19 protein-coding genes and 1 other RNA gene are annotated in these 23,317 nt (G+C 68.7%); 15 read left to right on the top strand and 5 right to left on the bottom strand.

The genetic code is table 11. The annotated features are described in order from the left end of the window. The first annotated feature begins 62 nt into the window (after positions 1-62). The 6 genes from AC5W54_RS20470 (at position 63) to mntA (ending at position 7,664) form a co-directional block, all read left to right on the top strand. Complete coding sequence (locus AC5W54_RS20470; protein WP_495963947.1) at positions 63-332, top strand: hypothetical protein; 270 nt, start codon at positions 63-65, stop codon at positions 330-332. Between the two features lie 10 nt (positions 333-342). Further along, complete coding sequence (locus AC5W54_RS20465) at positions 343-1,809, top strand: DUF3375 domain-containing protein (protein ID WP_495963946.1); 1,467 nt, start codon at positions 343-345, stop codon at positions 1,807-1,809. Further along, on the top strand, positions 1,793-2,560 hold the full coding sequence (locus AC5W54_RS20460; protein ID WP_495963945.1) for a DUF4194 domain-containing protein: 768 nt from the start codon (positions 1,793-1,795) through the stop codon (positions 2,558-2,560). Before AC5W54_RS20465 ends, AC5W54_RS20460 begins: the two co-directional genes overlap by 17 nt. Beyond that, positions 2,551-5,955: an ATP-binding protein gene (locus tag AC5W54_RS20455; RefSeq protein WP_495963944.1), complete on the top strand. Its 3,405-nt coding sequence runs from the start codon at positions 2,551-2,553 to the stop codon at positions 5,953-5,955. The genes AC5W54_RS20460 and AC5W54_RS20455 overlap by 10 nt, the downstream gene beginning before the upstream one ends. Next, positions 5,936-7,090 (top strand): Wadjet anti-phage system protein JetD domain-containing protein, encoded by a 1,155-nt coding sequence (locus tag AC5W54_RS20450; RefSeq protein ID WP_495963943.1) that lies wholly within the window; start codon positions 5,936-5,938, stop codon positions 7,088-7,090. Before AC5W54_RS20455 ends, AC5W54_RS20450 begins: the two co-directional genes overlap by 20 nt. Before the next feature lie 64 nt (positions 7,091-7,154). Then, positions 7,155-7,664, top strand: coding sequence for a type VII toxin-antitoxin system MntA family adenylyltransferase antitoxin (gene mntA / locus AC5W54_RS20445; RefSeq protein WP_495963942.1), 510 nt, complete (start codon positions 7,155-7,157; stop codon positions 7,662-7,664). Positions 7,665-7,768: 104 nt separating this feature from the next. On the opposite strand, the gene ffs is transcribed toward mntA, so the two are convergent. Continuing rightward, positions 7,769-7,865: signal recognition particle sRNA small type (ffs, locus tag AC5W54_RS20440), an RNA gene on the bottom strand. Between the two features lie 257 nt (positions 7,866-8,122). On the opposite strand from ffs, the gene AC5W54_RS20435 reads away from it, so the two are divergent. Beyond that, positions 8,123-9,346 carry an ATP-grasp domain-containing protein gene (locus AC5W54_RS20435; RefSeq protein WP_495963941.1) on the top strand — a complete coding sequence of 408 codons (1,224 nt, stop codon included), beginning with the start codon at positions 8,123-8,125 and terminating at the stop codon, positions 9,344-9,346. Positions 9,347-9,411: 65 nt separating this feature from the next. Next, a complete protein-coding gene (locus tag AC5W54_RS20430; RefSeq protein WP_495963940.1) occupies positions 9,412-11,457 on the top strand; it encodes a hypothetical protein in 2,046 nt (681 codons plus the stop codon). Positions 11,458-11,477: 20 nt separating this feature from the next. Here AC5W54_RS20430 and AC5W54_RS20425 read toward each other — a convergent pair whose 3' ends face one another. Next, on the bottom strand, positions 11,478-12,527 hold the full coding sequence (locus AC5W54_RS20425) for an AbrB family transcriptional regulator (RefSeq protein ID WP_495963939.1): 1,050 nt from the start codon (positions 12,525-12,527) through the stop codon (positions 11,478-11,480). A gap of 98 nt (positions 12,528-12,625) precedes the next feature. On the opposite strand from AC5W54_RS20425, the gene AC5W54_RS20420 reads away from it, so the two are divergent. Beyond that, positions 12,626-13,402, top strand: a complete 777-nt coding sequence (locus tag AC5W54_RS20420; protein WP_495963938.1) for a TlyA family RNA methyltransferase — start codon at positions 12,626-12,628, stop codon at positions 13,400-13,402. 18 nt (positions 13,403-13,420) lie between these two features. Here AC5W54_RS20420 and mscK read toward each other — a convergent pair whose 3' ends face one another. Beyond that, the gene (gene mscK, locus AC5W54_RS20415; protein WP_495963937.1) at positions 13,421-16,843 is read right to left on the bottom strand and encodes a mechanosensitive channel MscK; all 3,423 of its coding nucleotides are present in this window, start codon (positions 16,841-16,843) and stop codon (positions 13,421-13,423) included. Positions 16,844-17,029: 186 nt separating this feature from the next. Between mscK and AC5W54_RS20410 the strand changes: the two genes are divergently transcribed. The 5 genes from AC5W54_RS20410 (at position 17,030) to AC5W54_RS20390 (ending at position 19,904) form a co-directional block, all read left to right on the top strand. Continuing rightward, the gene (locus AC5W54_RS20410) at positions 17,030-18,073 is read left to right on the top strand and encodes a phospholipase A (protein WP_495963936.1); all 1,044 of its coding nucleotides are present in this window, start codon (positions 17,030-17,032) and stop codon (positions 18,071-18,073) included. Between the two features lie 99 nt (positions 18,074-18,172). Beyond that, positions 18,173-18,505: an ElaB/YgaM/YqjD family protein gene (locus AC5W54_RS20405; protein ID WP_495963935.1), complete on the top strand. Its 333-nt coding sequence runs from the start codon at positions 18,173-18,175 to the stop codon at positions 18,503-18,505. Beyond that, on the top strand, positions 18,505-18,897 hold the full coding sequence (locus AC5W54_RS20400; protein WP_495963934.1) for a phage holin family protein: 393 nt from the start codon (positions 18,505-18,507) through the stop codon (positions 18,895-18,897). The genes AC5W54_RS20405 and AC5W54_RS20400 overlap by 1 nt, the downstream gene beginning before the upstream one ends. Then, the gene (locus AC5W54_RS20395; protein ID WP_495963933.1) at positions 18,890-19,192 is read left to right on the top strand and encodes a YqjK-like family protein; all 303 of its coding nucleotides are present in this window, start codon (positions 18,890-18,892) and stop codon (positions 19,190-19,192) included. The genes AC5W54_RS20400 and AC5W54_RS20395 overlap by 8 nt, the downstream gene beginning before the upstream one ends. Before the next feature lie 256 nt (positions 19,193-19,448). Next, positions 19,449-19,904 carry a DUF4149 domain-containing protein gene (locus AC5W54_RS20390; protein WP_495963932.1) on the top strand — a complete coding sequence of 152 codons (456 nt, stop codon included), beginning with the start codon at positions 19,449-19,451 and terminating at the stop codon, positions 19,902-19,904. Between the two features lie 19 nt (positions 19,905-19,923). On the opposite strand, the gene AC5W54_RS20385 is transcribed toward AC5W54_RS20390, so the two are convergent. Both AC5W54_RS20385 and AC5W54_RS20380 read right to left on the bottom strand, forming a co-directional pair. Continuing rightward, positions 19,924-20,571: a hypothetical protein gene (locus AC5W54_RS20385; RefSeq protein ID WP_495963931.1), complete on the bottom strand. Its 648-nt coding sequence runs from the start codon at positions 20,569-20,571 to the stop codon at positions 19,924-19,926. A 72-nt stretch (positions 20,572-20,643) separates the two neighbouring features. Beyond that, a complete protein-coding gene (locus AC5W54_RS20380; RefSeq protein WP_495963930.1) occupies positions 20,644-21,840 on the bottom strand; it encodes a BaiN/RdsA family NAD(P)/FAD-dependent oxidoreductase in 1,197 nt (398 codons plus the stop codon). 337 nt (positions 21,841-22,177) lie between these two features. On the opposite strand from AC5W54_RS20380, the gene AC5W54_RS20375 reads away from it, so the two are divergent. Next, positions 22,178-23,080, top strand: coding sequence for a helix-turn-helix transcriptional regulator (locus AC5W54_RS20375; RefSeq protein ID WP_495963929.1), 903 nt, complete (start codon positions 22,178-22,180; stop codon positions 23,078-23,080). Positions 23,081-23,317: the final 237 nt, after the last annotated feature.

The raw sequence follows: 23,317 nt of genomic DNA, 5'->3' as shown, positions 1-23,317 counted from the left end.
GAGTCAATCTGCTAGAATCCCGAGCCTTCATCCACCGTTTTGCCGCTATGGACGAAGCTCGCATGCCCCCCGATATCACCGACATGCCTCCCGAGTTCGAGAATGCCATCGGGCGGTGCCGGGATGCCGCGGCGGTGCTGTACCGGGACATGAAAGAGCCCGCCCCCATCAAGCCGACCTTGCTCACCCAGCACCCCGGCTTGTTGCAGAGCCCGATGTTCCTCGAGTCCCTCGGCGACACCAGCCGCGAGCTGATCTTCCACGACCGGGGGGCTTTCGAACGGGCGCGGGAACGCCAGCAGCGGCTGCCCGCTGAGGTACGGCCATCATGAACCACATCTTATGAGCGCCCGGCGCCAGGTTCTCGACTACCAGCGCCTGCGGGAGTCCACCGCCTGGCGGCTGCTGGGGGCCCAGCATGCGCCGGTGATCCTCGGCCTGCTGGAGGAGCACCTCCACGGCAGCCAGACCCGTCTGCCCGCCTCGCTGTTCCTGGAACGCATCGAGCGCGACCTGCAGGCGCTGCGCGATGCCGGCCAGGAGCTTCCCCAGACGGCCCGCGGCTATGTCGGCGACTGGCTGACGGCGGGTTACCTGGAGCGCTTCCTGCCCGCCGGCAGCAACGAGGAGGAGTACCGCCTCTCGCCTGCCGCCAGCCAGGCGATCCAGATCATCCGCGGCATGGCCTCGCCGCGCAGTGCCACCACCGAGAGCCGGTTATCGCTGGTCGCCCAGCAGTTGCGCCAGCTGGCCGACGAGACCGATCCGGACACCGAACGGCGCCGTCGCCAGCTGCTGGCCCAGCGCGAGCGCCTCGATGCCCAGCTCGAGGCCCTGGAGGCCGGCGAGCTGGAGCCCATGGCGCCGGAGCGGGCGCTGGAGCGGGCCCGTGAGGTCCTCGACCTGGCCGGCGAGCTGACCAGCGACTTCGGCCAGGTGGCCCAGGCCTTCGAGTCGCTGCACCGCGAGCTGCGCGAGCAGCTGCTCGAAGAGGAGAAGGCCCGCGGCGAGGTGCTGGAGGCGCTGTTCGACGGGGTCGACGTGATCGCCGAGAGCGAGGCGGGTCGCAGCTTCGAGGCCTTCTGGCAGTTGCTCACCGACCCGGTGGCCAACGCCGACCTGGAAGACGCCCTGGAGCAGTTGCTGGCCCGGGAGTTCGTCGCGGCCCTGGACCCCGCCGCGCGGCGTTTTCTGATGCATCTTCCCCAGGCGCTGCTCAAGCGTGGTGGCGAGGTCCACGAGGTGCAGCAGCGCTTCGCGCGCAGCCTCAAGCACTTCGTGCAGAGCGGCGAATTCCGCGAGCAGCGCCGCCTGCTCGCCCGGCTGCGCGAGGCCCAGCGCCAGGCGCTGGCGCTCTCGCGGCACCTGCCGCCCCTGACACGCCTGGGCCAGGACCTGACCCTGACCAGCGCCGAGATCGCCTCGCCGTCCCAGTGGCGGCTCTATGATCCGGTGCAGCACCGGGTGGCCGGCCGGATGGACGAGGGCGAGGCCGCCGACCTCTCGCTGGACAGCATCGGCCACCTGGTGCGCCAGGCCGAGATCGACTTCACTACCCTGACCCGCCAGCTGCGCGACCTGCTGACTCGATACCCACGGCTGACCCTGGCCGAGGTGCTCGACCACTACCCACCCGACCAGGGGCTGGGTAGCATCATCGGTCTGCTGGTACTGGCTCATCGCCACGCCACGCCGATCCGCGGCGAACACGAGGCGGTGAGCTGGGCAGGCAGCGACGGCCTGATCCGCCGCGGGCGCCTGCCCCTGATGATCTTCGAACGGGAGAACTGCGATGAGCTCTTCGCCTGATACCCCCGGGGACGTGCCGGTCGCTCCCTCCCTGGAAGGCGACGAGGCCCCGGAAGCCGAACCGGGCGAGCCCCGCGATGAGGCGGAAGGCCTCTACCCCGGCGACCAAGGCGAGCTGCCCCTGGAGGCGCGCCGGGTGCTGGTCAAGCTGCTCAGTGGCCCGGTGCTCGATGCTCGCCGCCACGGCCAGCTGTGGCCGGTACTGCTGCGCGAGGAAGCGCGCCTGCGGGTCAGGCTCTCCGAGCTGTTCCTGACCCTGGTGGTGGACAGCGAGCAGGAAGTGGCCTTCGTGCGCCAGGCCGATACCGGGGAACTGGAGGCCCCGCGCCTGCTGCGCCGTACCCGGCTGACCCTGATCGACTCGGCCCTGCTGCTGCACCTGCGCCAGCAGCTGACGGAGGCTGCCCGCCACGGCGAGCGCGCCGTGGTGGAACTCGACGACCTCCACGAACAGCTGGCGCCCTTCCGCCGCCAGGACAGCACCGACGCCTTCGGCCATCGCAAGCGGGTCGATGCCGCCATCGAGAAGGCCAAGAAGAACAGCATCCTGCGCAAGCTGCGCGGCAGCGACAGCCGCTTCGAGGTGTCCCCGATCCTCAAGCTGCTGTTCTCCGCCGAGGAGATAGGCGCCCTGAGCCGCGAGTATCGGCGGCTGGCCGAGGGAGGCCTCGACGAGCCGCCTGCCGAGGATGCCTGGGAGGAGCGCCCGGAAGACGACCAGGACGATGACGAGGAGGCGGCATGGAGCTGAGCACCCTGCAGGGCGGCCTGTTCGAGGATCCCGAAGCCCTGGCGCAGAGCCGTGAGGCCGCCCAGTTCCGCATGACCCGCCTGGCGGTGTTCAACTGGGGCACCTTCGACGGCTTGCACGAGCTGGACCTGGCCCGGGAAGGCTTCCTGATCACCGGCCGCTCGGGCTCCGGCAAGTCGACGCTGCTGGACGCCATCTCCACCCTGCTGACCCCGCCGCGCTGGGTCGACTTCAACGCCGCCGCCCGGGACAACGCGCGGCGTGGCCGCGACCGCAACCTGGTCTCCTATGTGCGCGGCGCCTGGGCCGACCGTGAGGATGACGCCACCGGCGAGGTCGCCACCCAGTACCTGCGCCCCGGGGCCACCTGGTCCGCCCTGGCACTCACCTTCGCCACGCCGCAGGGCCAGACGGTGACCCTGGTACACCTCTACTGGATCGCCGGCACCGCCACGGCCGCGCAGAGCCTGCGCAAGCACTTCATGCTCGCCGAACGGGCCTTCTCGCTGCGCGAGCTGGAGGGCTTCGACCTGGACCTGCGCCGGCTCAAGCAACGCCTCACCGACGTGCAGCATGTCGAGGGCAACTTCGCCGCCTATGCCGAGCGCTTCCGCCACCTGCTGGGCATCGAGAGCGAGACCGCCCTGCGCCTGCTGCACAAGACCCAGTCGGCCAAGAACCTCGGCGACCTCAACGAGTTCCTGCGCCACTTCATGCTCGACCGCCCCGAGACCTTCGCCACCGCCGAGCGCCTGGTGGAGGAGTTCGACGAGCTGGACGCCGCCCACCAGGCGGTGGTCAAGGCACGCCGCCAGCGCGACCTGCTGCGTCCGGCCCGGGAGGCCCACCAGCGCTGGCTGGCCGCCGAGGCCGATGCCCGTGCCCTGGACGGGGATCGCGAGGCCCTGGAGACCTACCGCCTGGAGCGCGAGGAGAGCCTGCTGGCAGCGCGCCTGGCCGAGCTGGCCCGGCGCCGCGCCGCCGACCAGGCCCGCCAGGCGGAGATCGCCGAGCGCCTGGACGAACTGGAGGCGCGTATCGAATCGCTCAAGGAGCAGCGCCGCGCCCAGGGTGGGGACGCCATCGCCACCCTGGAGCGCGAGCTCCGCCAGCTCGGGACCCGCCTGGAGGCCGCCCTGCCGCTGCGCGCCCAACTGGATCGCGACCTGGAGACCCTCGCCCTGCCGCCGGTCGGCGACGCCGCCGGGCTGGGGGAGCACCAGGCCAGGGCCGAGCAGTGGCTGGCCGAGCTGGAGCGCGCCACCCAGCAGGCCCAGCGGCATCGTGATGCCCTGGTGGCCCGGCGCAGCGCCCTCGAGACGCAACTCGGCCAGTTGCGCCAGGAGATCGAGGCCCTGCGCCGCCGCCCCAGCAATATCCCCGCCCAGCTGCAGGCCCTGCGCCGCGAGCTGGCCCGGGCCCTGAACGTCGGCGAGGACGCCCTGCCCTTCGCCGGCGAGCTGCTGCAGGTCGACGAGCCCCACCGCGACTGGCGCGGCCCCCTCGAGCGGGTGCTGCGCCCCCTGGCCCTGACCCTGCTGGTGGACGAGCGCCGCGCCGAGGCCCTGGTGCGCCATGCCCAGGCCACCGACCTGGGCGACCGGCTGGCCTGGCAACGGGTCGACGCCGGGGCCCTGCCGCCCCACGGCGCCCTGGCCGGCCCCGACCAGCTGCCGGCCCGGGTCAGCGTCAAGCCGGACCACGACTGGCATGGCTGGCTGGCGGCCCGGCTGCAGCAGGACTACGACCACCACTGCGTGGAACGCCCCCACGAACTGGCCCGGCACGCCCGGGCGGTGACCCGCGCCGGCCTGGTGCGCCAGGGCGACACCCGCTTCGAGAAGGGCGACGACATCGCCCTCGACGATCCTCGCGACTGGGTGCTGGGCTTCGACAACCGCGAGAAGCTCGCCCTCTTCGAGGAGGAGGCGGCCACCCTGGAAGCCGAACGCGACGAGATCGACGCGACCCTGGCCGACCTCGAGGAGCAGCGTCGCCGCGACGGCGATCGCCAGCAGGCCTGTCACCGGCTGCGGGCCGTGCGCTGGGAGCAGGTCGACGTGGCCGGCCTGCGTGCCCGGGAGCGCGAAGCCGGCGAGGAACTGCGCGCCATCCGTGAGGGCAGCGACGCCCTGGCCCGGATCGAGCGTCAGCTGGACGAGGCGCTGCGGCAGAAGGTGGCACTGGGCGAACAGCTGACCGATCTGCGCGCCACCTTGCAGAACCTGGCGAAGGAGCAGGCGGCCCATGAGCGCCGACTGGCCGAATGCCGGGAGCGTGACCTCGAGCTCGACGAGACGCGCCGGGCGCGGCTGGCGGCGCGCTTCGAGGCGCAGGGCGAGCTGAGCCTGGAGACCCTGGAGAGGCAGCTGCGCCGCGTCGACAACGCCCTGCAGAAGGCCATCGCCGAGCTGGCGCTGCAGGCCAAGGAGGACGAGAACCTCATCACCGGCGCCTTCGCGGCCTTCCAGCGGGAGTTCAGCGCCGAGGCCAGCGACCACGGCACCACCCTGGCCGACGCCGAGGGCTACTTCGAGCGTCTGGCGCGCATCGAGCAGGACAACCTGCCGGCCTTCGAGTCGCGCTTCTTCGAACTGCTCAACCGCCAGAGCCGCCAGAACCTGGTGGCGCTGGACACCGAGCTGCGTAATGCCCGCAAGCTGATCCGCAGCCGCCTGGAGGACGTCAACGCCAGCCTGGCCCAGGCCAGCTTCAACCCCGGCACCCACCTGCAGATCCGCTTGATCGAGCGCGACCTGCCGCGGGTCGGTGAATTCCGCCGCCAGCTGACCGAGATCCTCAGCCACCAGTTGACCGACGATGCCGAGCGTGCCGAGACCCAGTTCGCCCAACTCCGGGAGCTGGTGGCCCAGCTGGCCGGGCGCACCGCGGAAGACCAGCGCTGGCGCGAGCAGGTGCTGGACGTGCGCTTCCACGTGGAGTTCATGGCCATCGAGCTGGACGCCGAGGGCCACCAGCTGGAGGTGTTCCGCTCCGGGGCCGGCAAGTCCGGCGGCCAGCGCCAGAAGCTCGCCACCACCTGCCTGGCGGCGGCGCTGAGCTTCCAGCTGGGCGGCGACGAGGGCTGGCCGCGCTACGCCAGCGTGGTGCTCGACGAGGCCTTCGACAAGGCGGACCACGAATTCACCGCCACCGCCATGCGCATCTTCCAGCGCTTCGGCTTCCAGATGGTGGTGGCCACGCCGCTCAAGTCGATCAGCACCCTGGAGCCCTTCATCGGCGGTGCCTGCCTGGTGGAGATCAGCGAACGCAACCGCTCGGCGTTGCTGCCGGTGGCCTACGACGTCCAGACCGGGCGCCTCGACCTGCCGGGCCGCGTCGGTGGCACCGCCCCCCGGACGGAGCCGGAACCCCATGCCGCTGACCGCCCCTGACGCCGTCCTTGCACGCCTGGCCGGGCGCTGGCGCAACCAGCGCGGTCGCTGGCTGCGCGGCGAGGGCCAGTGGCCCCTGGGCGTCTCGCTGAGCGCCCCCACCCAGCAGCAGGCCCGCGATCACTGGCCGGCCGTGCAGAGCTGGGTCGAGGCATGGCGGTGCTCGCCGCTGGCCCCCTGGGTGGAGTGGCAGGAACGCCAGTGGCCGGGACTGGGCCGCCAGCCCCTGCCGGTACGCCTGGTGCTGGCCGCACCCGCCGAGGTGGCCGCCGCCCTGGGCCGGGCCGCTACCTGGCAACACCTGGAGGCGCGCTTCACCCGGCTGACCGCCCGCTGGCCCTCGCTGACCGAGCGCCTGGCCGCGGAGGCCGACTGGCTGGACGAGGTGGCCGAGACGGAGCTCGAGCGGCTCATCGCCCTGCTGGACTGGCTGGAGGCGAACCCCAATAGCGGCCTCTATCCGCGCCAGATCCCCCTGGCCGGCCTGGACACCAAGTGGCTGGAGGCCCACCGCGGCCGGCTGCTGCGCTGGTGGCTCGCCATCCAGGGCCGCGGCAACGGAGCGGCGGCCGACTTTCCTGCCGCCATCGGGCTGCGACCGGCACCGCGGATGATCCCCCTCAAGGTGCTCGACGATCGGCTGGCCGCCCGTCTCGGCGGCCAGCGACTGCTGCAGCTGGAACGCGATGCGCTGGCCGCGCTGGACTGGCAGCCCGAGGAGGTGCTGATCGTCGAGAACCAGCAGACCGGCTGGGCCCTGGAACCCCGGGAGGGGACGGTGGCGATCTTCGGCCTGGGCATGGGCGTCGAGATGCTCGCCGGCATCCCCTGGCTCGTCCGCGCACGCGTCAGCTACTGGGGCGATATCGACACCCACGGCTTCGCCATCCTCGACCGGCTGCGCGGCCACTACCCCGAGGCACGGTCATTGATGATGGACGTGAGGACACTGGAGAGGCACCGCACGCTCTGCGTCAGCGAACCCAGCCCCACCCGCGCCGATCTGTGCCGGCTGTGCCACGAGGAAGCCGAGGTCTATCGGGGTCTGGTGGAGCACCGCTGGGGCGATCGCCTGCGACTGGAGCAGGAGCGGCTGGACTGGCGCTGGGTGCAGCAGCGGCTACTTCCCTCTTAAGCCACCGGTTGCCACCACCGTGATCGGTACCGACAATGAGAAATAACGTCCAGGAGGGCTCCCGATGGCGTACGCAAAGGAAATCGCAACACTCGAGGGGGCATTGTCGAGGATACAGGGCCTCGATTTTGCGGCGCTGATCGGCAGCCAAGCGACCGGCCAGGCCCATGCCGACAGCGACTGGGACATCGCCGTCCAGTGGCGGGAACAGCCCGAGGATCCGCTCCAGGCGCTGGCGCGCCACGAGACGCTGCGCCGGCACCTGGCCCGGGCCCTTGCCATCGACGAGACCCGAGTCGACCTCGTCGACCTGCATCGCACCAACCTGGCGATGCGTGCCGCCGTCGCCGAGGAGGGGGTGCCCATCTCCGCCTATGACGCCTTCGCCTCCCTGGCCCTGCACAAGCACATCAACACCAAGGATCTCGAGGCCTGGAATGCCGTGATCGGCTTGCGCAACCGTATCGTTCACGACTACCTCGACCTGGACATGGGCATCGTGTTGCGCCTGGTCCAGGAGCGCCGACACCACTTCATCCGCGACTTCCTCTTGGCCGAGGTGTCGTTACCCTGAGACGCCCTCCCTCAGGAAGGTGACGATCAGGACAGGAAGGTGAGGATCAGGACAGGAAGGTGACGATCAGGATAGAGAGAGGCAGGGGCCCGAAATGGAGGCGGCCCCGACAGCCACATCCCGGCACACGCGTCCACCACTACCGTTGCTCCCTTCCGGGCCTGGCGGGGTTTGCGGTCTAGCGTTGCGGGAGGACCGACGGGGCCACCACAGCAGGTGCACTCCCGAGCATACTCGAGGCACCGAACTCGACGTCGCATCAAGCACTTGTCGAGTGCGCCGGCACTATAACAGCGGCCCGTTGCGGCGGCAAGGGGCAGCGCCCATCGGACCGGGTCCACAGCAGGCCAGGATGTCACCCTCCGCTCCCTGGTGTATGGTGAAAGGCATTCACTTCCTTCCGACAGTCTCTGCCAGTCAGGGAGGACTCATCCATTGCCGACCTCTGGAGGCACCCCATGAAGAAGGATCCGAACAAGGGCTACATCGCCCTGCTGGGCTGGAGCCTGAACGCCATCGAAGCCGCCGAGAACTTCGACAGACGCTATGTGGTGGTCGCGCCGGACTGGGCGGAGGAGTACTGCCAGAAACACGACATCCCCCATGTCCCCTGGAACTTCGAACGCTTGAACGATCGCTCCATGGAGATCGCCGAGACGCTCAAGGAGATGGGGGTCGACGTGGCCATCCCGCTGTTCGAGGAAACGGTGGAGTGGGCCGGCGCCATCAACTCGCTGCTGCTCGACAAACCACGGCTCTATGGTCAGTCGCTTCTGCTCCGCGACAAGGCGCTGATGAAGCGCCGCGCCCAGCTCGGCGGCATTCGCGTGGGCATCTTCGAGGAGGCCCACGACAAGGGCGACGTCATCCGCTTCCTCAAGCGGGTCAACCAGACCCTGCTCAAGCTCGACGGCGACCCCAACGACCCCATCCACCTCAAGGCCTTCGACAAGGCCGGCTGCCTGGGCCATCGGGTGATCCGTACCCCCGACGAGGTCGATACGATTCCCGACGAGGAGTTTCCGGTGCTGATGGAGTCGCACCTGGACGGCTGGGAGTTCGCCGTGGAAGCCTGGATCCACAACGGCAAGATCGCCTTCCTCAACATCTCGGAATACGTGACCCTGGGCTACTCGGTGTTCGTGCCCGCCTCGCCGGAGCTGGAGCAGTATCGCCCGCAGATCACCACCCAGATCGAGAAGCTGATCAAGGCCTTCGACATCGACTTCGGCCTGATCCACCCCGAGTACTTCGTCACCAGCGACGGCGAGATGTACTTCGGCGAGGTCGCCTACCGGCCGCCGGGGTTCAAGGTCTTCGAACTGCTCGAGCGGGTCTACGGCTTCAACGCCTACCAGGCCAGCATGCTGGTGTTCGACCCCAAGAGCACCTGGGAGGAGGTCAAGTCCTTCTTCCCCAAGGAGGTGGTCGATGCCGACGGCTACGCCGGCTGCTTCGGCGTCTACCCGCGCCGCCGGGTGGTCAGCAAGCTGGAGATTCCCGAAGAGGTCGAGGACGACCCCTACTTCGAGTCCCACGAGCTGACCCCGCCCGTCGAGGAGACCGTTACCAAGCGCACGGCGTTCGGTACCCACTGGGGGCTGATCTACTTCAAGGGTGACGAGGCCGCGCGCATGAAAGAGCTGCTCAAGCACATGGAAGAGCTTGATTTCTATGTCTGAGCTTGATTTATCAGGCCAATGAAGGCGTCATGGGGATGATGACGGCCTGACGACAAGGAGTCGGCGTGACGACGCACCGACACACGCAAGACACGAGCGACCCGCCGGCAGGCGACGACAAGCTCGCCGGCCTGCTGGCCAAGCTCGACGAGGCGACCACCCTGCTCGCCGAGTCCCGTGATTTCGCCAAACCGGGCAAGCTGCCGCGCGTGCTCGATACCGCGCGTCGCGTGCTGCTCCAGGAGGGGGGGGCCGCCGCCATGGAGGCCCGCGCCAGGGCCCTGGAGGAGGCCGGGGTCTTCCATGGCTCCGACTGGGAGAGCCCGCAGTACCTGGTGCCCTCCCTGACGACTCACGCCCTCAAGAGCCCCGACCCGAACACCGTGGTGATCGAGGCCCTGAGCGAGCTGCGCCTGCTGGCCGTGGCCAATGGCGAGTTCCTGCATCCGCAGGTCTCGGCGGAGCAGGCCCATCACTACCTGACCCAGGTGATGGCACTCAACCTCTGGCTGCTGTTCGGCGCCCCCAGCGAGGCCGAACGCGAGACACAGGGCCGCCTGGCGCAGGTCCCGCGTCACCTCTTCCGTCACCTGGCCGAGCGCATCGGCTACGAACACATCATCGACAAGCTGATCGAGGAGATCTGGCGGATCCTGCAGCAGCGCCCGATCCAGGTCGAGCCGGTCAAGCAGATGATCACCCAGATCGCCATCTGCCAGGCCAACCCGGAGATCGACCTGGGCAGCAGTGGCCAGGGGGCCGACCGCCTGGTCAGCTCGCTGTTCGGCCCGACCCGGGCCACTCGCGAGGATCCCGGCCTGGAGGTCTACCGCGAGCGACTCTCGAGCATGGACACCGTCGCCCTCCAGGGAGAAGCCACCGGCTTCGCCCGGGCCATGCACGATACCGGCCTGGTGTCGCCCTACCACCCGGTGCTGCTGCGCCATCTGCTCGACCAGGGCGATCACCTGCTGGCCGAGTCACTGGGGCTCTCCTCCACCGGCCGCGACTGCCTGCTCTGCTACCAAGAGCTGGTCCATGCCCTGATCCGTGGCGCGGTCCACCCGGCTTCGCCCCAGGCGGCCTACGGCCTGGCGCTGATGCTCGAGCGCGGCATCCTCTATCAACCGCCGGTGGCGCCGGCCATGTGGCGCCAGCTGGGGCTATCGCTCTCCGAGTGGTCCAAGGCGCGGCTGAACCTGGCCTATGGCGACGCCATCTCGCCCCGGGCACGCCTGCTCGAGGGCGTGCTGTGCATGCTCGGGCTGCCGCTGGGCGTCGGCCAGGGCAACAACCCCACCTGCCAATCGGCCCGGGCCCTCTCCATGTGGGCCTACAACGATCCGGACTACCTGCTGCAGATGGTGGCCTGGGCGGCCCGTGACGACGAGATCATCATGCACTTCGAAGGCATGCCGCTCTCCTCCATGGCGAGTCTCTCCGGCGTGGCCCAGACCCTGCCCATGGACCTCGACCCGGTGTCGCTGATCGTGGTGCCGCACCTGGACCGGATCTATGCGGAGATGGGACGTCGCTGCATCGGGCGCGAAGGCGACCCGCACCGCTGGGTCAACCCGGAGTTCCACGGCTGGTGGTCGGGCCGCGGCTTTCGCATCAACGTCGACGTGGCCACCGGCCAGCTCCACGAACTGGACGACTTCCTGCGCCACTTCTATGCCAGCTACCATCCCTACTACAACGGTAACCAGCCGCTGATCCACCCCCAGCCGGCCGGCATCGCCGTCACCGACAGCGCCGCGCGCTTCATCGGCTGGCATGCCATCACCGTGCTGCGGGTCTCGCTGGACCCCAACGACGTGATGCGGGTCTACTTCTTCAACCCCAACAACGACAGCGGCCAGGACTGGGGCGATGGCATCAAGGTCAGCACCGCCGGCAACAGCGAGCGCTTCGGCGAATCGTCGCTGCCCTTCGAGCAGTTCGCCTCACGCCTCTACATCTTCCACTACGACCCGCTGGAGCGCGGCGAACTGGCCCAGATCACCCAGGAGGAGCTCGACCGGGTGACCGGCCATGTCCACCGCAGCTGGGGGGCCGACCGGATCCCGCCGACAGACCTGCAGGCCGATGCCGGGCCAGAAACGCAATAGAGCCGCACCGCCGTTCAGTGTCACGGCTGCTGCCCGGGGCGTCGCACATCGGGGTAGCGTCGCTGCAGATAGCGCGCCCAGAAGGGGGCGACGAGCATCAGCGCCACCATGCGCAACAGGTGATGGAAGGCGACGAAGACCGGATCGATATCCAGCGCCACGGCCAGGATCGCCATCTCGCCGATACCGCCGGGCGCCAGGGCCAGCAGCGCGACGTCGCGGGGTACGCCGATAGCCTGGTGAATCAGTTCGGCGAACACCGCCAGAACCACCAGCGCCACCAGGGTGGCGACCCCGGCCTGGAACAGGTACTTGCCGAAGCGGCCACGCGACAAGCCCCTGAAACGCGACCCGATGGCACTGCCCAACACCCACAGCATCAGGTTCATGCCCCAGTCGGGCAGTTGCAGACTGGCGATATCGAATCCGGAGAGCAGCGCCGTGAAGACCAGCGGTGCCAGCAGGGTCGGACTCGGCAGCTTGAGCCAGTGCCCCAGGGGAATCAACGCCGGCAGCACCAGCAACAGCCACGGATCCTGCAGCGTCCGCACCACCGTCTCGCCATCTGCGGCGGCGCCCTCGTAGGCCCAGAACAGTGGCGGCAGAATCAGCACCACCAGCACGATGCGCAGCGACTGGGCGATGGCGATCCGTTGCGGCTCGCCGCCGCACTTGTCACCCAGCATGATCATCGCCGTCATCGCCCCGGGGGCCGAGGCGAACCAGGCGCTCACCGGGTCGAAGCCACAGCGCCGATACCAGGCCGCCGCCGCGGCCGTCGAGACCGCCACCCCGGCGAGCAGCAGTGTCGCCGACACCGGCCAGTCGAGCACCCGCTCGGCCAGTTGCGGCGTTACCTGGCTGCCCAGTACCATGCCCAGCACCCCCAGGAAGGCCTCCCGCAACGGCTCCGGCACTCGCACGTCGTGGCCACGCGCCGAGGCGAGCAGGTTGGCCACCAGGGGCCCCAGCATCCAGGCCAGCGGCAAGCCGGTGAGGTGAAAGATCGCGCCCCCGACGGCGCCGATCGCCAGCGCCCTGGCCAGCGCCTGTGCCCTTGTCTTGCCCAAGCCCCCTCCTTGCGCCATCGATTAACCGGCTAATGAACCCAGTATGCCATAATCGGCATCGACCCAACCCCGCCCTTCCGCTCGCTGCCGGAGACTCCATGCCGCGCCTCGATCAACTGCTCGTCACCCAGGGCCTCGCCCGTTCCCGCACCCGCGCCCAGCGGCTGATCCGCCATGGGCGGGTGCGCCTGACCGATGACGGCAGGGTATTGAGGAAGCCGGGCGAGAAGCTGCCCGAGGACGTTCGCCTGGCGGTGACGGAGGATCCGGAAGACCGCTACGTCTCGCGCGCGGGGCTCAAGCTCGAGGCGCTGATCGAGGCCCTGGAACTCGACCTGGCGGGAAAGCTGGTGCTGGACGTGGGCCAGTCCACCGGCGGCTTCACCGACTGTGCGCTGCGCTTCGGGGCCCGTCACGTGATCGGCGTGGAGGTGGGCCACGACCAGTTGGACGCCGAGCTGCGCGCTGACCCGCGCGTGACCTGCCTGGAGGGCCTCAACGCCCGCGCCATGGCCGACGACGACCGGCTGTGCCGGGCCCTCGCCGCTCACGCCCCCGATGGCCCCGACCTGGCGGTGATGGACGTCTCCTTCATCTCCCAGACACTGATCCTGCCACAGCTCGCCGCCCTGCTGCCCCCCGGTGGCGAGCTGCTCAGCCTGGTCAAGCCGCAGTTCGAGGTGGGGCCGGGGGGCGTCAACGCCCGGGGCATCGTCACCGACCCGGGCCGCTACGCCGAGGTGGAGCGGGCCATCCGCGCCAGCTGCGAGGCGCTCGGCTTCCACATCCTGCACTGGCAGGCCAGCCCGCTGCTCGGCGGCGACGGTAACCGCGAGTTCCTGCTTCACGCCCTCCGGCAGGCAAAGGCCGGCTGACGACACCGGCCACGCGCGTCAGCGCCCGCCATCGCCACCACCGTCTCCGTCGTCGAAATCACCGGGATCGCCCCTGGCGCCGGGCGGCGGGAAGGCAGGATCGGTCACCTGGCCCAGCGAGGCGCTCTGCACCTTCTTCACCGCCCCGTCGGCGCGGTGCAGCCACACATCGAGCTGGTTGAAGGCGATATCGACCTCGTGCTCGGCGAACAGCTCGCCGACCCGGCAGTTGATCTCGTCGGTGGCATAGAGCCGGTCACCCAGGGTGTTGACGAAGATGCGCAGCTCGAAATTGAGCGTGCTCTCGCCGTAATCCATGAAGAACACCTGCGGCTCGGGGTCGGCCAGCACCCGCGGGTTCTCGTCGGCCGCCTGACGCAGCAGGCGATGCACCAGGCGATGGTCCGAGCCGTAGGCGACCCCATAGGTGAGCACCACCCGGGTGACCGTGTCCGACAGCGACCAGTTGATCAGCTGATCGGTGACGAAGGTCTTGTTGGGGATGATGATCTCCTTGCGGTCGAAATCGGTGACCGTGGTGGCGCGGATGCGAATCTTGCTCACCGTGCCGGTCAGGTTGCCCAGGGTGATGGTGTCGCCGATCCGCACCGGCCGCTCGAAGAGGATGATCAGCCCCGAGACGAAGTTGGCGAAGATCTCCTGCAGGCCGAAGCCCAACCCCACGCCCATCGCCGCCACCAGCCACTGCAGCTGGCTCCAGGCCACGCCCAGGGTCGCCAGGGATATCACCAGACCAGTAGCGACGATGGCGTAGGAGAGCAACGAGGTGATGGCATAGGCGCTGCCCTGCTTGAGTTCCAGGCGCGACAGCACCATCACCTCGAGCAGGCCGGGAAGGTTGCGGGCCATCATCAGGGTCAGCGCGACGATCAGCAGCGCGGTGAAGATATCGGCCACCGAGAGCGCGCTGGTGACCAAGGCGGCGTCCTCGCCGTCGCCATCGCCCCAGATCGCCACCTCGTCCAGATAGCGCAGCACCGTCAGCAGGTCCGACCACACCAGGTAGAGCAGCAGCACGAAACCGATCAGCAGGATCAGCTTGGAGAGCCGCAGCGACTGCTGGTTGATCTGCTCCATGTCCAGCGGCGGCTCCTCGACCACCTCGAGCCCACCCTCGGCGCCCTCCTGCACCTGGGCACGACGCCGCATCAGGGCGCGCCGGAAGGCGAGCCGGCGGGCCGCCACCGCCAGGCCCCTGACCACGGTGGCCTCGACCAGGATCCACAGTCCCAGCAGGTAGAGGGTGATCACGAAGCGCCCCACCAGGCTCAGCGCCGTGTACTCGTAGCCGGAGGCGATCAGGCCGATGAAGACCAGCGGCACCGCGGCCATGGCCAGGCCGAGGATCAGCCGGAACAGCTTGACCCCGAAGAAGGGGGTGTGGGCGAGGATGAGGCGCGCCAGCAGCACGCTCATCGCCACCAGGCCGCCGAGCAACAGCCCCAGCGCCACGGGGCGCAGGGTCAGGCTGATCTCGCCATCCCGCGCCAGGGTCGAGATCAGCAGCACCGGCACCAGCGACACGCCCAGCCACAGCAGCAGCCAGCGCAGCCGGGCGGCGTAGCCCGCCGACCAGTAGAAATGCTTGGTCGCCACGCCGTCCCTCACCAGCAGACGCCGCGACCAGGCGATCACGGCCCAGGCCAGCGCGAGGTGCCAGAAGGACTGGCCGAGCCCGATGGCGATGCCGTGCCCCCCCGCCACCAGGGCGACGCCGGCACCGGCCAAGGTCAACGGCCCGGGAAGCGCCAGCAGGGCGTTGAGCGCCACCGCCTGGGGCGTGTGCCCCTGGCTGTCGCTGCGCAACCGGCCGATCTGCTCGTGCAGCTCGGCGAGGCGCGCCTTGATGCGCCGGCGGCACCACAGCAGCACCGCCACCACCAGCAGGAACGGCACCCCGAGCAGTGCTTCGGCGCCGGGCATCCGCCAGTGCACCGGCAACACCTCGCGCCATTCGCCCACCTCCCACTCGGTGAGCAGGTGCGAGGGCAGCTGACGCAGCCAGGACAGATCCAGCGGCCGGGTGTTGGCGATCCAGAACAGCTGCTCGTCGATGGTGGTGCGCAGCTCCCGGGAGGTTTCCAGCAACTGTTGCTGGTTGAGCTGCAGCTCGATGGCGGTGCTGAGCAGATTACCGTAGGACTGCTCGAGCTGGTCGACCAGCTCGCGACGCGACTGGTAGAGCCCCTGCAGCGACTCGACCAGGGCAGGACTGACCTCGACGCCCGCCTCCTCCAGACGCTGGTTGGCCAGCCGCTCGCCCTGGCGCAGGGCGTCGCGCTGGCGGACCAGGTCGAACTGGCGCAGGCGCAGGTCGGCGATCTCGTCCTGCAGATCGCGGCGGGCATCCACCTGGGGCAGCGAGCGGCGCTGCTCGCGCAGGATCCGCGACAGCAGCAGGCTGCCGCGGATCGCCTCGATCTGCTCGTTGAGGCTGCGCTGCAACTGGCGCACATGGTCGAGCTGGCTGCGGGTCGCCAGGCTGTCCCGCACCAGGCTGTTGTTGCGATCGTTGGCGCGCAACAGCTCCAGACTCAGGTCCTGGTTGATCTGCTGAGCCCGCTCCAGCACGGGATGTCCGGCCTCGAGCAGCGGATTGTCCCGCGCGGCATCGGCGATCGCCTGCTCCGAGGCGAGCCGGCGCTTGCGCTCGATGACGCTCTGCAGCAGCGCCAGCTCGGTCTCCTGGCGTGCGACCTGCTGCGTCAAGAGGTCGCGCCGCTGCTGGGCGATCTCGCGCAAGCGGGTATTGGTGCCCAGCTCACGCTGGTGCAGTCGCAGCGTCCGCTCCGCCAGACGCCGCTCGACTCGTTGCCGCCAGAGCCGCGGATCATCCTCGGCCAGCTCCCGCATCTCAAGCTCGTCCAGCGAGCGGCGCGCCTGCTCGACGGCCTGCATCGCCTCGGCAATCGCCTGCTGGGCCCGCTCGGGCAGGGTCTGGGCGGAGAGCAGCTGGGAATTGACCTCGGCGAGACGATCCTGCAACTGCTGCAGCTCGAGCACCGCCTCCTGCTGACGATACTCGAGTTCCTCCAGAGGCTCATCGTCCAGGTCGGTAGCGGACAGTGCCGCCGCCGCCTCCTCCTCCTCCAGCTGCTCACGCTGCAGGCGCAGCAGCTCGGCCGGCGCCTGCTCCACCCGCTCCTCCAGGGCCTGCAGTCGTTCCTCGGTCTCGGCCAGCTGCTCCAACCCCTCCAGGACCGCCTCGAGCATCTCGGTGCGGCGCTGGTCGGCATCGCTGAGCGTCTCGCCCTCCTCGGGTTGCAACGCCGCGAGCCGCTCTTCCACCATGGATTGATCGGGCAGCGTCTCATCGGCACCGGCCTCGACGAACCCCAGGCACAACAGCAGCAGCAACGCCCATCCGATTGTGGCCAGCCCGTTAAGCCCCCACCCCCGAGAGCCTTGCCTACATCGCATCCTGATCACCGACTCCTTCGACATTGCCCTGGCCGGACCGGCCTCTGCAGGCGATTCTCGGCTTCCTGGCGCCGCAAGGCAATGTGTCGCCACCTCGATACAGCAACGTCGTGGTATTGCCACGGTTGACTTGCCCCCCCGGCGTGGTAGAACGGCGGTCATATGCCACACACGGTCGACACTGCCATGATCCCCCCCCGTTCAGTCTCGCTGCTTGCCCTGTCACTGCTGCTGGTGGGGCCAGCCACCCTGGCCCTGGCCGAGGCAGAACGTCTCACGGTGGACGAGCGGACCGCCATCGAATCGCGCATCGACGCCCTGAACAACGAACTCGACTCGCTGCGCCAGCAACTGGCCGAGGATGAGCGGCAGGCCAGGGACGCGACTACCGACCCGGCGGAGCGGCTCTCCGCCGAGGTCGAACAGGACCTCGAAGAGGTAGAGGAGCGTCGCCAGCTCGAGAGGGAATCCTCACTCAACCCCTACGCCATCACCACGCATCGGCGCAATTATCTGCTGCCGCTGAGCTACAACCGTTATCCCAACGGCGAGGGCCTCGACAGCGTCAGCCCCCCGGATCGCGCCGAGGTGAAGTTTCAGTTCAGCGCCAAGTTCAACCTGGTCGACGACCTGTTCCGCGACAATGGCGATCTCTACTTCGCTTACACCCAGCGCAGCTGGTGGCAGGCCTACAATGCCGACTCCTCCTCGCCCTTCCGCGAGACCAACTACGAGCCCGAGGTCTTTCTGGACTTCGATAACCGCTGGTCGCTGCTCGGTTGGACCAACATCAACAACCGGGTGGCCTTCAACCACCAGTCCAACGGTCGCTCCGGCGACCAGTCGCGCAGCTGGAACCGAGTGATCCTGGAATCGACCTTCATCAACGGCGACTGGGCATTCAGCCTGGCGCCCCATTGGCGAGTGCCTGAATCTGACGGCGACGACGACAACCCCGACATCGAGCGCTACATGGGCTATGGCGATGTCACCGTCGCCCACCGCTTCGGCGACCAGGAGCTCAGCCTGCTGTGGCGGGGCAACCCCAGCGCCGGCAACATGGGCACCCAGCTCGACTACTCCTGGCCACTGTTCGGCAACATCCGGGGCCACGTCCAGTACTTCTATGGCCATGGTGACAGCCTGATCGACTACCATCACCGTTCTCATCGCCTCGGCGTCGGTTTCAGCCTCAATCCCCTGTTCTCCGGCGGCAGCCTGACCCGTTGAGCTCGGCATGAAGGCCCGTCGAACGCGGCGGGCCGTTATTGAAGTCGTCCCGGCGACTGCTATGCTGAGCCTGTCATTCATCGTCAGAGGAAGACCCAGATGGCAAGCCGAAGCCCCAATACCCATGAGTCTGCCCAGCAACTCAAGGAAGACCTGCACCACCTGACCCAGACCATCGAGGAGCTGGTCAGCGCCACCGCCGATGACTCCCGCAGCAACATCAAGGAACTGCGCGAACGCGCCGAGAAGCGCCTCAAGGATACCCGCGACCGCCTCGAGGCCCGCGGCGAGCGGCTCTACGGCGAGACCCGCGACACCCTCACCCATCAGGCCGACGCCTGCGATCGTTACGTGCACGACAACCCCTGGACCAGCATCGGCATCGGTGCCGCGGTCGGGGTCGTCATCGGCATGCTGATCGGGCGTCGCTGATGGCGGAGAGCCAGGGACCGGCACAGCGGCTGTTCATCGCCGGCAAGCGCCTGCTGGGCAGCCTGCTGGCCACCGGCGAGACGCGTCTGCGCCTCGCCGTGCTGGAACTCGAGGAGGAACGCGCCCGACTCGTCACCCTGCTGCTGCTCGCCGGGCTCAGCCTGATCCTGCTGCTGCTCGGCATCGGGACGCTGACCACGCTGGTGATCGTCGCCTTCTGGGAGACCCATCGGCTGGCCGCCATCGGCGTCAGTGCCCTGGTCCTGCTCGGCAGCGGCATCGCCCTCGCGCTCTGGGTACGCCAGCTGGCCCGCCGCCGGACCCTGCTCGCCAGCACGCTGAAGCACCTGGCTACCGACCGCGAGCTGGTGGAGCGCTCACGCCATGACTGATGCCCGGCCCCCGGCCCGACGGGCCGATGTCGTCGCCGACCGCAAGGCGTACCTCGAGGCCGCCATCGAACAGCAGCGCATCGACATCCTGGTGGCGGCCAGCCGCTGGCGCGAGGCCAGCCGCCCCCTCGACGACGGCTGGCACGCGCTGATGCGCTTCAAGGCGCCGCTCTACGCGGTGGGTGGGGTACTGCTGTTCAAGGGGGCCCGCCATCCCCGCTCGCTGCTGCGGGTGGCCAGGCGCCTGGCGGCCGGCGCCCTGCTGTTCAAGCGCGTCCGGCGCCTGCTGCGCTGACCCCCGCCGCCTGACGCGGCTCGCCGCCCTAAGCTTTGTCCGAAAAGTCGCCGAGCGATGGTCAGACAAGGCAAAAATCGGCGACAAATCGTCAGGATTGACGATTTGGGCAGCTCCGCTGCTCGAAGAGCGAGCGACAGGGATGTCGCGAGTCCAAAGCGGAGTTTACGCGGTGTAAATGAGTACTTTGAGCCGATTTTTAACGCCGTATGACCGAGCGCAGGCAGTTTTCAGACAAAGCGCAGAGGAGACGCCCATGGCCATCGCCCTTACCCTGCATGTGCTCGCCGCCGTCATCTGGGTCGGCGGGATGTTCTTCGCCTGGATGATCCTGCGGCCGGTGGCCGTGAGTCTGCTCGACCCGCCCCAGCGGCTGACCCTGTGGCGGCGCGTCTTCCAGCGCTTCTTCCCCTGGGTATGGGCCGCCGTGGCGGTACTGCTGGGCACCGGGTTCTGGATGCTGTTCGCGGTATTCGGCGGCATGGGCGGCGCCCGCTGGCATGTCCACCTCATGCTGCTGCTAGGGCTCATCATGACGGCGATCTTCCTGCACGTCTGGTTCGCCCCCTACCGCCGGCTCACCCTCGCCGTGACCGGCGAGGACTGGCCCCGGGGCGGCCGGGCACTGGGTCAGATCCGCCGCCTGATCGGCATCAACCTGCTCCTGGGTCTCGTCACCGTGGCCACCGCCGCCGGCGGCCGCTTCCTGTGACCCCCGCCGGGCCGCCCCGTCAGAGGGTCGCCGCGGTCGTCGCCTCCCGCTGCCTGCCGGGCACCCACTTCATCCAGCCGTCGCCCCGGCTCAGCCGCTTTTCGAGGAAGCGGCGCGTCCGGGTCTGCCCCTCGCTGTGATCGCGGGCCCACACCGCCAGGGTGGCCACGAACAGGGCGGTCAGGGCCATCTCCTCGACCTGGGCGCGGCGGGTGCCATAGCGGGCCTCGAGGTCGGCCGCCTCGCGCAACCACTGGATGGTGCGCGACAGGTCGAAGACCATCGGCACCCAGGTATGCAGGTGCGGCAGGTGGGCCTTGGTGCGCAGCATCTCCACGGTGACCCGGCGGTGGTCGGCGAAGGCACCGAACCAGGCCAGCAGGCAGTGCTCGAGGCGCGCCCGCTCGGGCCAATGGGCGAAGCCCTCGGGCTTCTCGGCGAGCATCGCCTGCCAGCCACGCCGGAACCAGGCATTGGCCACCGCATCGAGATCCCGGTACTCGTCCAGCACCCGGTTCATCGGCACCTCGAGGTGGGCCGCCACCTCGGTCAGGCGCACCGCCTCCCAGCCGAGGAGCTCGGCCTGGCGAACCGCCTCCTCCACGACGCGCTCGGCAAAGGGAGTCTCGTCGGCCCCGGGCTCGTGATGGACGGAAATCATGCTCATGACTCAGCTCCTTCGGCGATCGGAATCTCCTTAGAGAGCATAGAACGTAGAACAGGCACAGCGCCCTCTTCCCTACAGGGCATTGCCGCAGGCGACGCCACTGGCCCAGGCCCACTGGAAGTTGTAGCCGCCGAGTTCGCCGGTGACGTCGAGCACCTCGCCGATGAAGCGCAGCTGGGGCAGGTCGTTGACGGCGAAGGTTTTCGACGAGATCGCCCGGGTGTCGACCCCGCCCAGGGTCACCTCGGCGGTGCGCCACCCCTCGGTGCCGGCAGGCTTGAGGCGCCAGTCCTTGAGGCGCGATGCCCAGGCGGCCAGCTCCGCATTGGAGCGCTCGGCCAGCACCCCGTCGCCGCCATGCCACTCGATCAACGCCTGGGCCAGCCGCTTCGGCAGCCGTTCGGCGAGCCAGCCGGCGAGCTGGCGCCTGGGCGTGTCGCGGCGGGCCGCCGCCAGCGCCTCGAAGGCATCGAGCCCAGGCAGCAGGTCGAGGATCAGCTCGTCACCCGGCTCCCAGTAGCTCGAGATCTGCAGCATGGCCGGCCCGGAGAGGCCGCGGTGGGTGAACAGCATCGGCTCCCGATACTCCCCCCGGGGCTCGCCGTCGCGCAAGGTCCGCACGCGGACCTCACACGACAGGCCGGCCAGGGCGGACGTCCGCGCCTTCCAGTGCGAGGTGAGGGTGAAGGGCACCAGCGCCGGGCGCGTCTCGGTGATTCCGAGACCGAACCGGCACGCCACGTCGTAGCCGAAGCCGGTGGCCCCCATGGTGGGAACCGACAGCCCCCCGGTGGCCACCACCACGGCACCGGTGTCGATGCGCCCGAGCGAGGTCTCGAGCCGCATGCCCTCGCCCACCCGCTCGATCCGCTCCACCGAGGTCTTCAGGCGGATCTCGACGCCGGCCCAGTCGCACTCGGTGAGCAGCACGCCGAGCAGTTCCCTCGCCGAGTGGGCACAGAACAGCTGACCCGGCGCCTTCTCCACGTATTCGACGCCGTGTCGCTCGACCAGCTCGACGAAGTGCTCGGGCCGATAGCGCTTCAGCGCCGAGATGCAGAAGTGCGGGTTGTCGGAGAAGAAGTTGGCGGGGCCGGTGGCCAGGTTGGTGAAGTTGCAGCGCCCGCCCCCGGACATCAGGATCTTCTTGCCGGCCTTGTTGGCGTGGTCCAGCACCAGCACGCGCCGCCCGGCGTAGCCGGCGGTCAGCGCACACATCAGGCCGGCGGCTCCGGCACCGATCACCACGACATCGGGTTGGCGGGACATGGGGCATCACCCTCGCATCGACACAACGGCCGGCGATTCTACCAGAGTGGCGCCATGCGTGTGGCCAGGCCGGCTGGCCGAAGCTACCAGTGCGCCCTGACGGTGACGGTGGCCCCGGCATCTCCGTGAGCATGACTCTTCTCATCCCTTGAGGCCTGTTTTTTTAGCCCTCGACATTGAGAAATAAAAGCACACAACTAGATACACAAAGCTACAATGAGACGAAAACAGGGTATACAGAGCGCACGCAGCACATAACGTTATAAGAACGGGTGCCTTGATGATAACAAGAGCACCGGATGTAACGACAGCTAGGGGCACAAGGGGGACCTTCGTCATGCAGGCACATGACTACGTGCTGGTTGTGGTTCGTAATCTCCAGGAAACTCACGAGAATGACTACCACCGAGTCCTGAGACAGAAGGGGTATGACATCAGACTCGTCGACGCCGGCCAGGACCCGATCCCGATCATGACGAAGCGGCCGCCCATTGCGGCCTGCTTCCAGTTCGATTACCCCGATCTCCAGGGGTTGGCGGACCTGCGTCAGGCCAAGCAGCGTGTCGCCTCGGTCCCGCTGCTGATGGTGACCCAGGCCCATTCGGAGAGCCTGGCGGTGTGGGCCTTCCGCACCCGGGTGTGGGACTACTTCGTACAGCCCGTGGACATGAGCCGGTTCCTGGAGGTCGTGGACACGCTCCACCAGCTGAGGGTCCCGCAACATGCCGCCAACGGGGCCAGGAGAGCCATGGAGGTGAGCAACCAGATCCCGCCGGAGGCACGCATCCGCTTCCCGGCCCCCGGCGACCAGCACGCACGGCTCGACCTGGCCATCACCTTTATCGAGCAGCACCTGCATCAGAAGATCGTCCAGGCCGACGTGGCGGAACGCTGTGGCCTCAGCGCCTTCCAGCTCAGCCGGCTGTTCAGGAAACTCACCGGTACCACCTTCCAGGAATTCCTGCTCAAGCGCCGTGTCAGTGAGGCGCAGCGCCTGCTGGCCAATCCCCGGGTCTCGGTCACCGATGTCTGCTTCAGCGTCGGCTTTCGCGACCTCTCCTACTTCACGCGCACCTTCCAGAAGCATGTCGGCCAGACGCCGACCGCCTACCGCCAGACGCTGACCGTCCAGTATGGCCAGCTTCAGCCCATCACCGAAGATGGCCCCCGCCACCAGGTCGAGAGTCTCGACGGTCGTCTCGCTAAGATGCGACAACACGCCCCCTGCCTGGTACGTTGAAGACCGCCACGCTCTCTCGACCACCGCTTTCGTGACGCCCAGCGCCGCTACGCGGCGCATCGCCCCGCAAAGCGTGGCTCCCACAGGGGACAGATCCCCGCCCTTGTGCCTTTGATAGGGGTCGGGAAGGCTTAGCCTCCCCGCCCTCCGAACCGTGCGTGCGGTTCTCCCGCACACGGCTCTCCAGTCGATGGTTTCAGCATCGTGATTGGCTCGCCTTCCGCCAGGCTTCGGTCA

Source organism: Halomonas sp. LMYGS-3 (genome assembly GCF_059509875.1).
Note: the sequence above shows the minus strand (reverse complement) of the source record. Positions and strands in the feature narration are given on the sequence as shown.

What these genes read in the sequence shown, in the direction of transcription:
- AC5W54_RS20435 (WP_495963941.1), top strand. Translation starts at nt 8,123, where the DNA reads ATGAAGAAGGATCCGAACAAGGGCTACATCGCCCTGCTGGGCTGGAGC.
- AC5W54_RS20390 (WP_495963932.1), top strand. Translation starts at nt 19,449, where the DNA reads ATGGCCATCGCCCTTACCCTGCATGTGCTCGCCGCCGTCATCTGGGTC.
- AC5W54_RS20410 (WP_495963936.1), top strand. Translation starts at nt 17,030, where the DNA reads ATGATCCCCCCCCGTTCAGTCTCGCTGCTTGCCCTGTCACTGCTGCTG.
- AC5W54_RS20450 (WP_495963943.1), top strand. Translation starts at nt 5,936, where the DNA reads ATGCCGCTGACCGCCCCTGACGCCGTCCTTGCACGCCTGGCCGGGCGC.
- mscK (WP_495963937.1), bottom strand. Translation starts at nt 16,843, where the DNA reads ATGCGATGTAGGCAAGGCTCTCGGGGGTGGGGGCTTAACGGGCTGGCC.
- AC5W54_RS20455 (WP_495963944.1), top strand. Translation starts at nt 2,551, where the DNA reads ATGGAGCTGAGCACCCTGCAGGGCGGCCTGTTCGAGGATCCCGAAGCC.
- AC5W54_RS20405 (WP_495963935.1), top strand. Translation starts at nt 18,173, where the DNA reads ATGGCAAGCCGAAGCCCCAATACCCATGAGTCTGCCCAGCAACTCAAG.
- mntA (WP_495963942.1), top strand. Translation starts at nt 7,155, where the DNA reads ATGGCGTACGCAAAGGAAATCGCAACACTCGAGGGGGCATTGTCGAGG.
- AC5W54_RS20375 (WP_495963929.1), top strand. Translation starts at nt 22,178, where the DNA reads ATGCAGGCACATGACTACGTGCTGGTTGTGGTTCGTAATCTCCAGGAA.
- AC5W54_RS20465 (WP_495963946.1), top strand. Translation starts at nt 343, where the DNA reads ATGAGCGCCCGGCGCCAGGTTCTCGACTACCAGCGCCTGCGGGAGTCC.
- AC5W54_RS20385 (WP_495963931.1), bottom strand. Translation starts at nt 20,571, where the DNA reads ATGAGCATGATTTCCGTCCATCACGAGCCCGGGGCCGACGAGACTCCC.
- AC5W54_RS20395 (WP_495963933.1), top strand. Translation starts at nt 18,890, where the DNA reads ATGACTGATGCCCGGCCCCCGGCCCGACGGGCCGATGTCGTCGCCGAC.
- AC5W54_RS20380 (WP_495963930.1), bottom strand. Translation starts at nt 21,840, where the DNA reads ATGTCCCGCCAACCCGATGTCGTGGTGATCGGTGCCGGAGCCGCCGGC.
- AC5W54_RS20470 (WP_495963947.1), top strand. Translation starts at nt 63, where the DNA reads ATGCCCCCCGATATCACCGACATGCCTCCCGAGTTCGAGAATGCCATC.
- AC5W54_RS20400 (WP_495963934.1), top strand. Translation starts at nt 18,505, where the DNA reads ATGGCGGAGAGCCAGGGACCGGCACAGCGGCTGTTCATCGCCGGCAAG.
- AC5W54_RS20420 (WP_495963938.1), top strand. Translation starts at nt 12,626, where the DNA reads ATGCCGCGCCTCGATCAACTGCTCGTCACCCAGGGCCTCGCCCGTTCC.
- AC5W54_RS20460 (WP_495963945.1), top strand. Translation starts at nt 1,793, where the DNA reads ATGAGCTCTTCGCCTGATACCCCCGGGGACGTGCCGGTCGCTCCCTCC.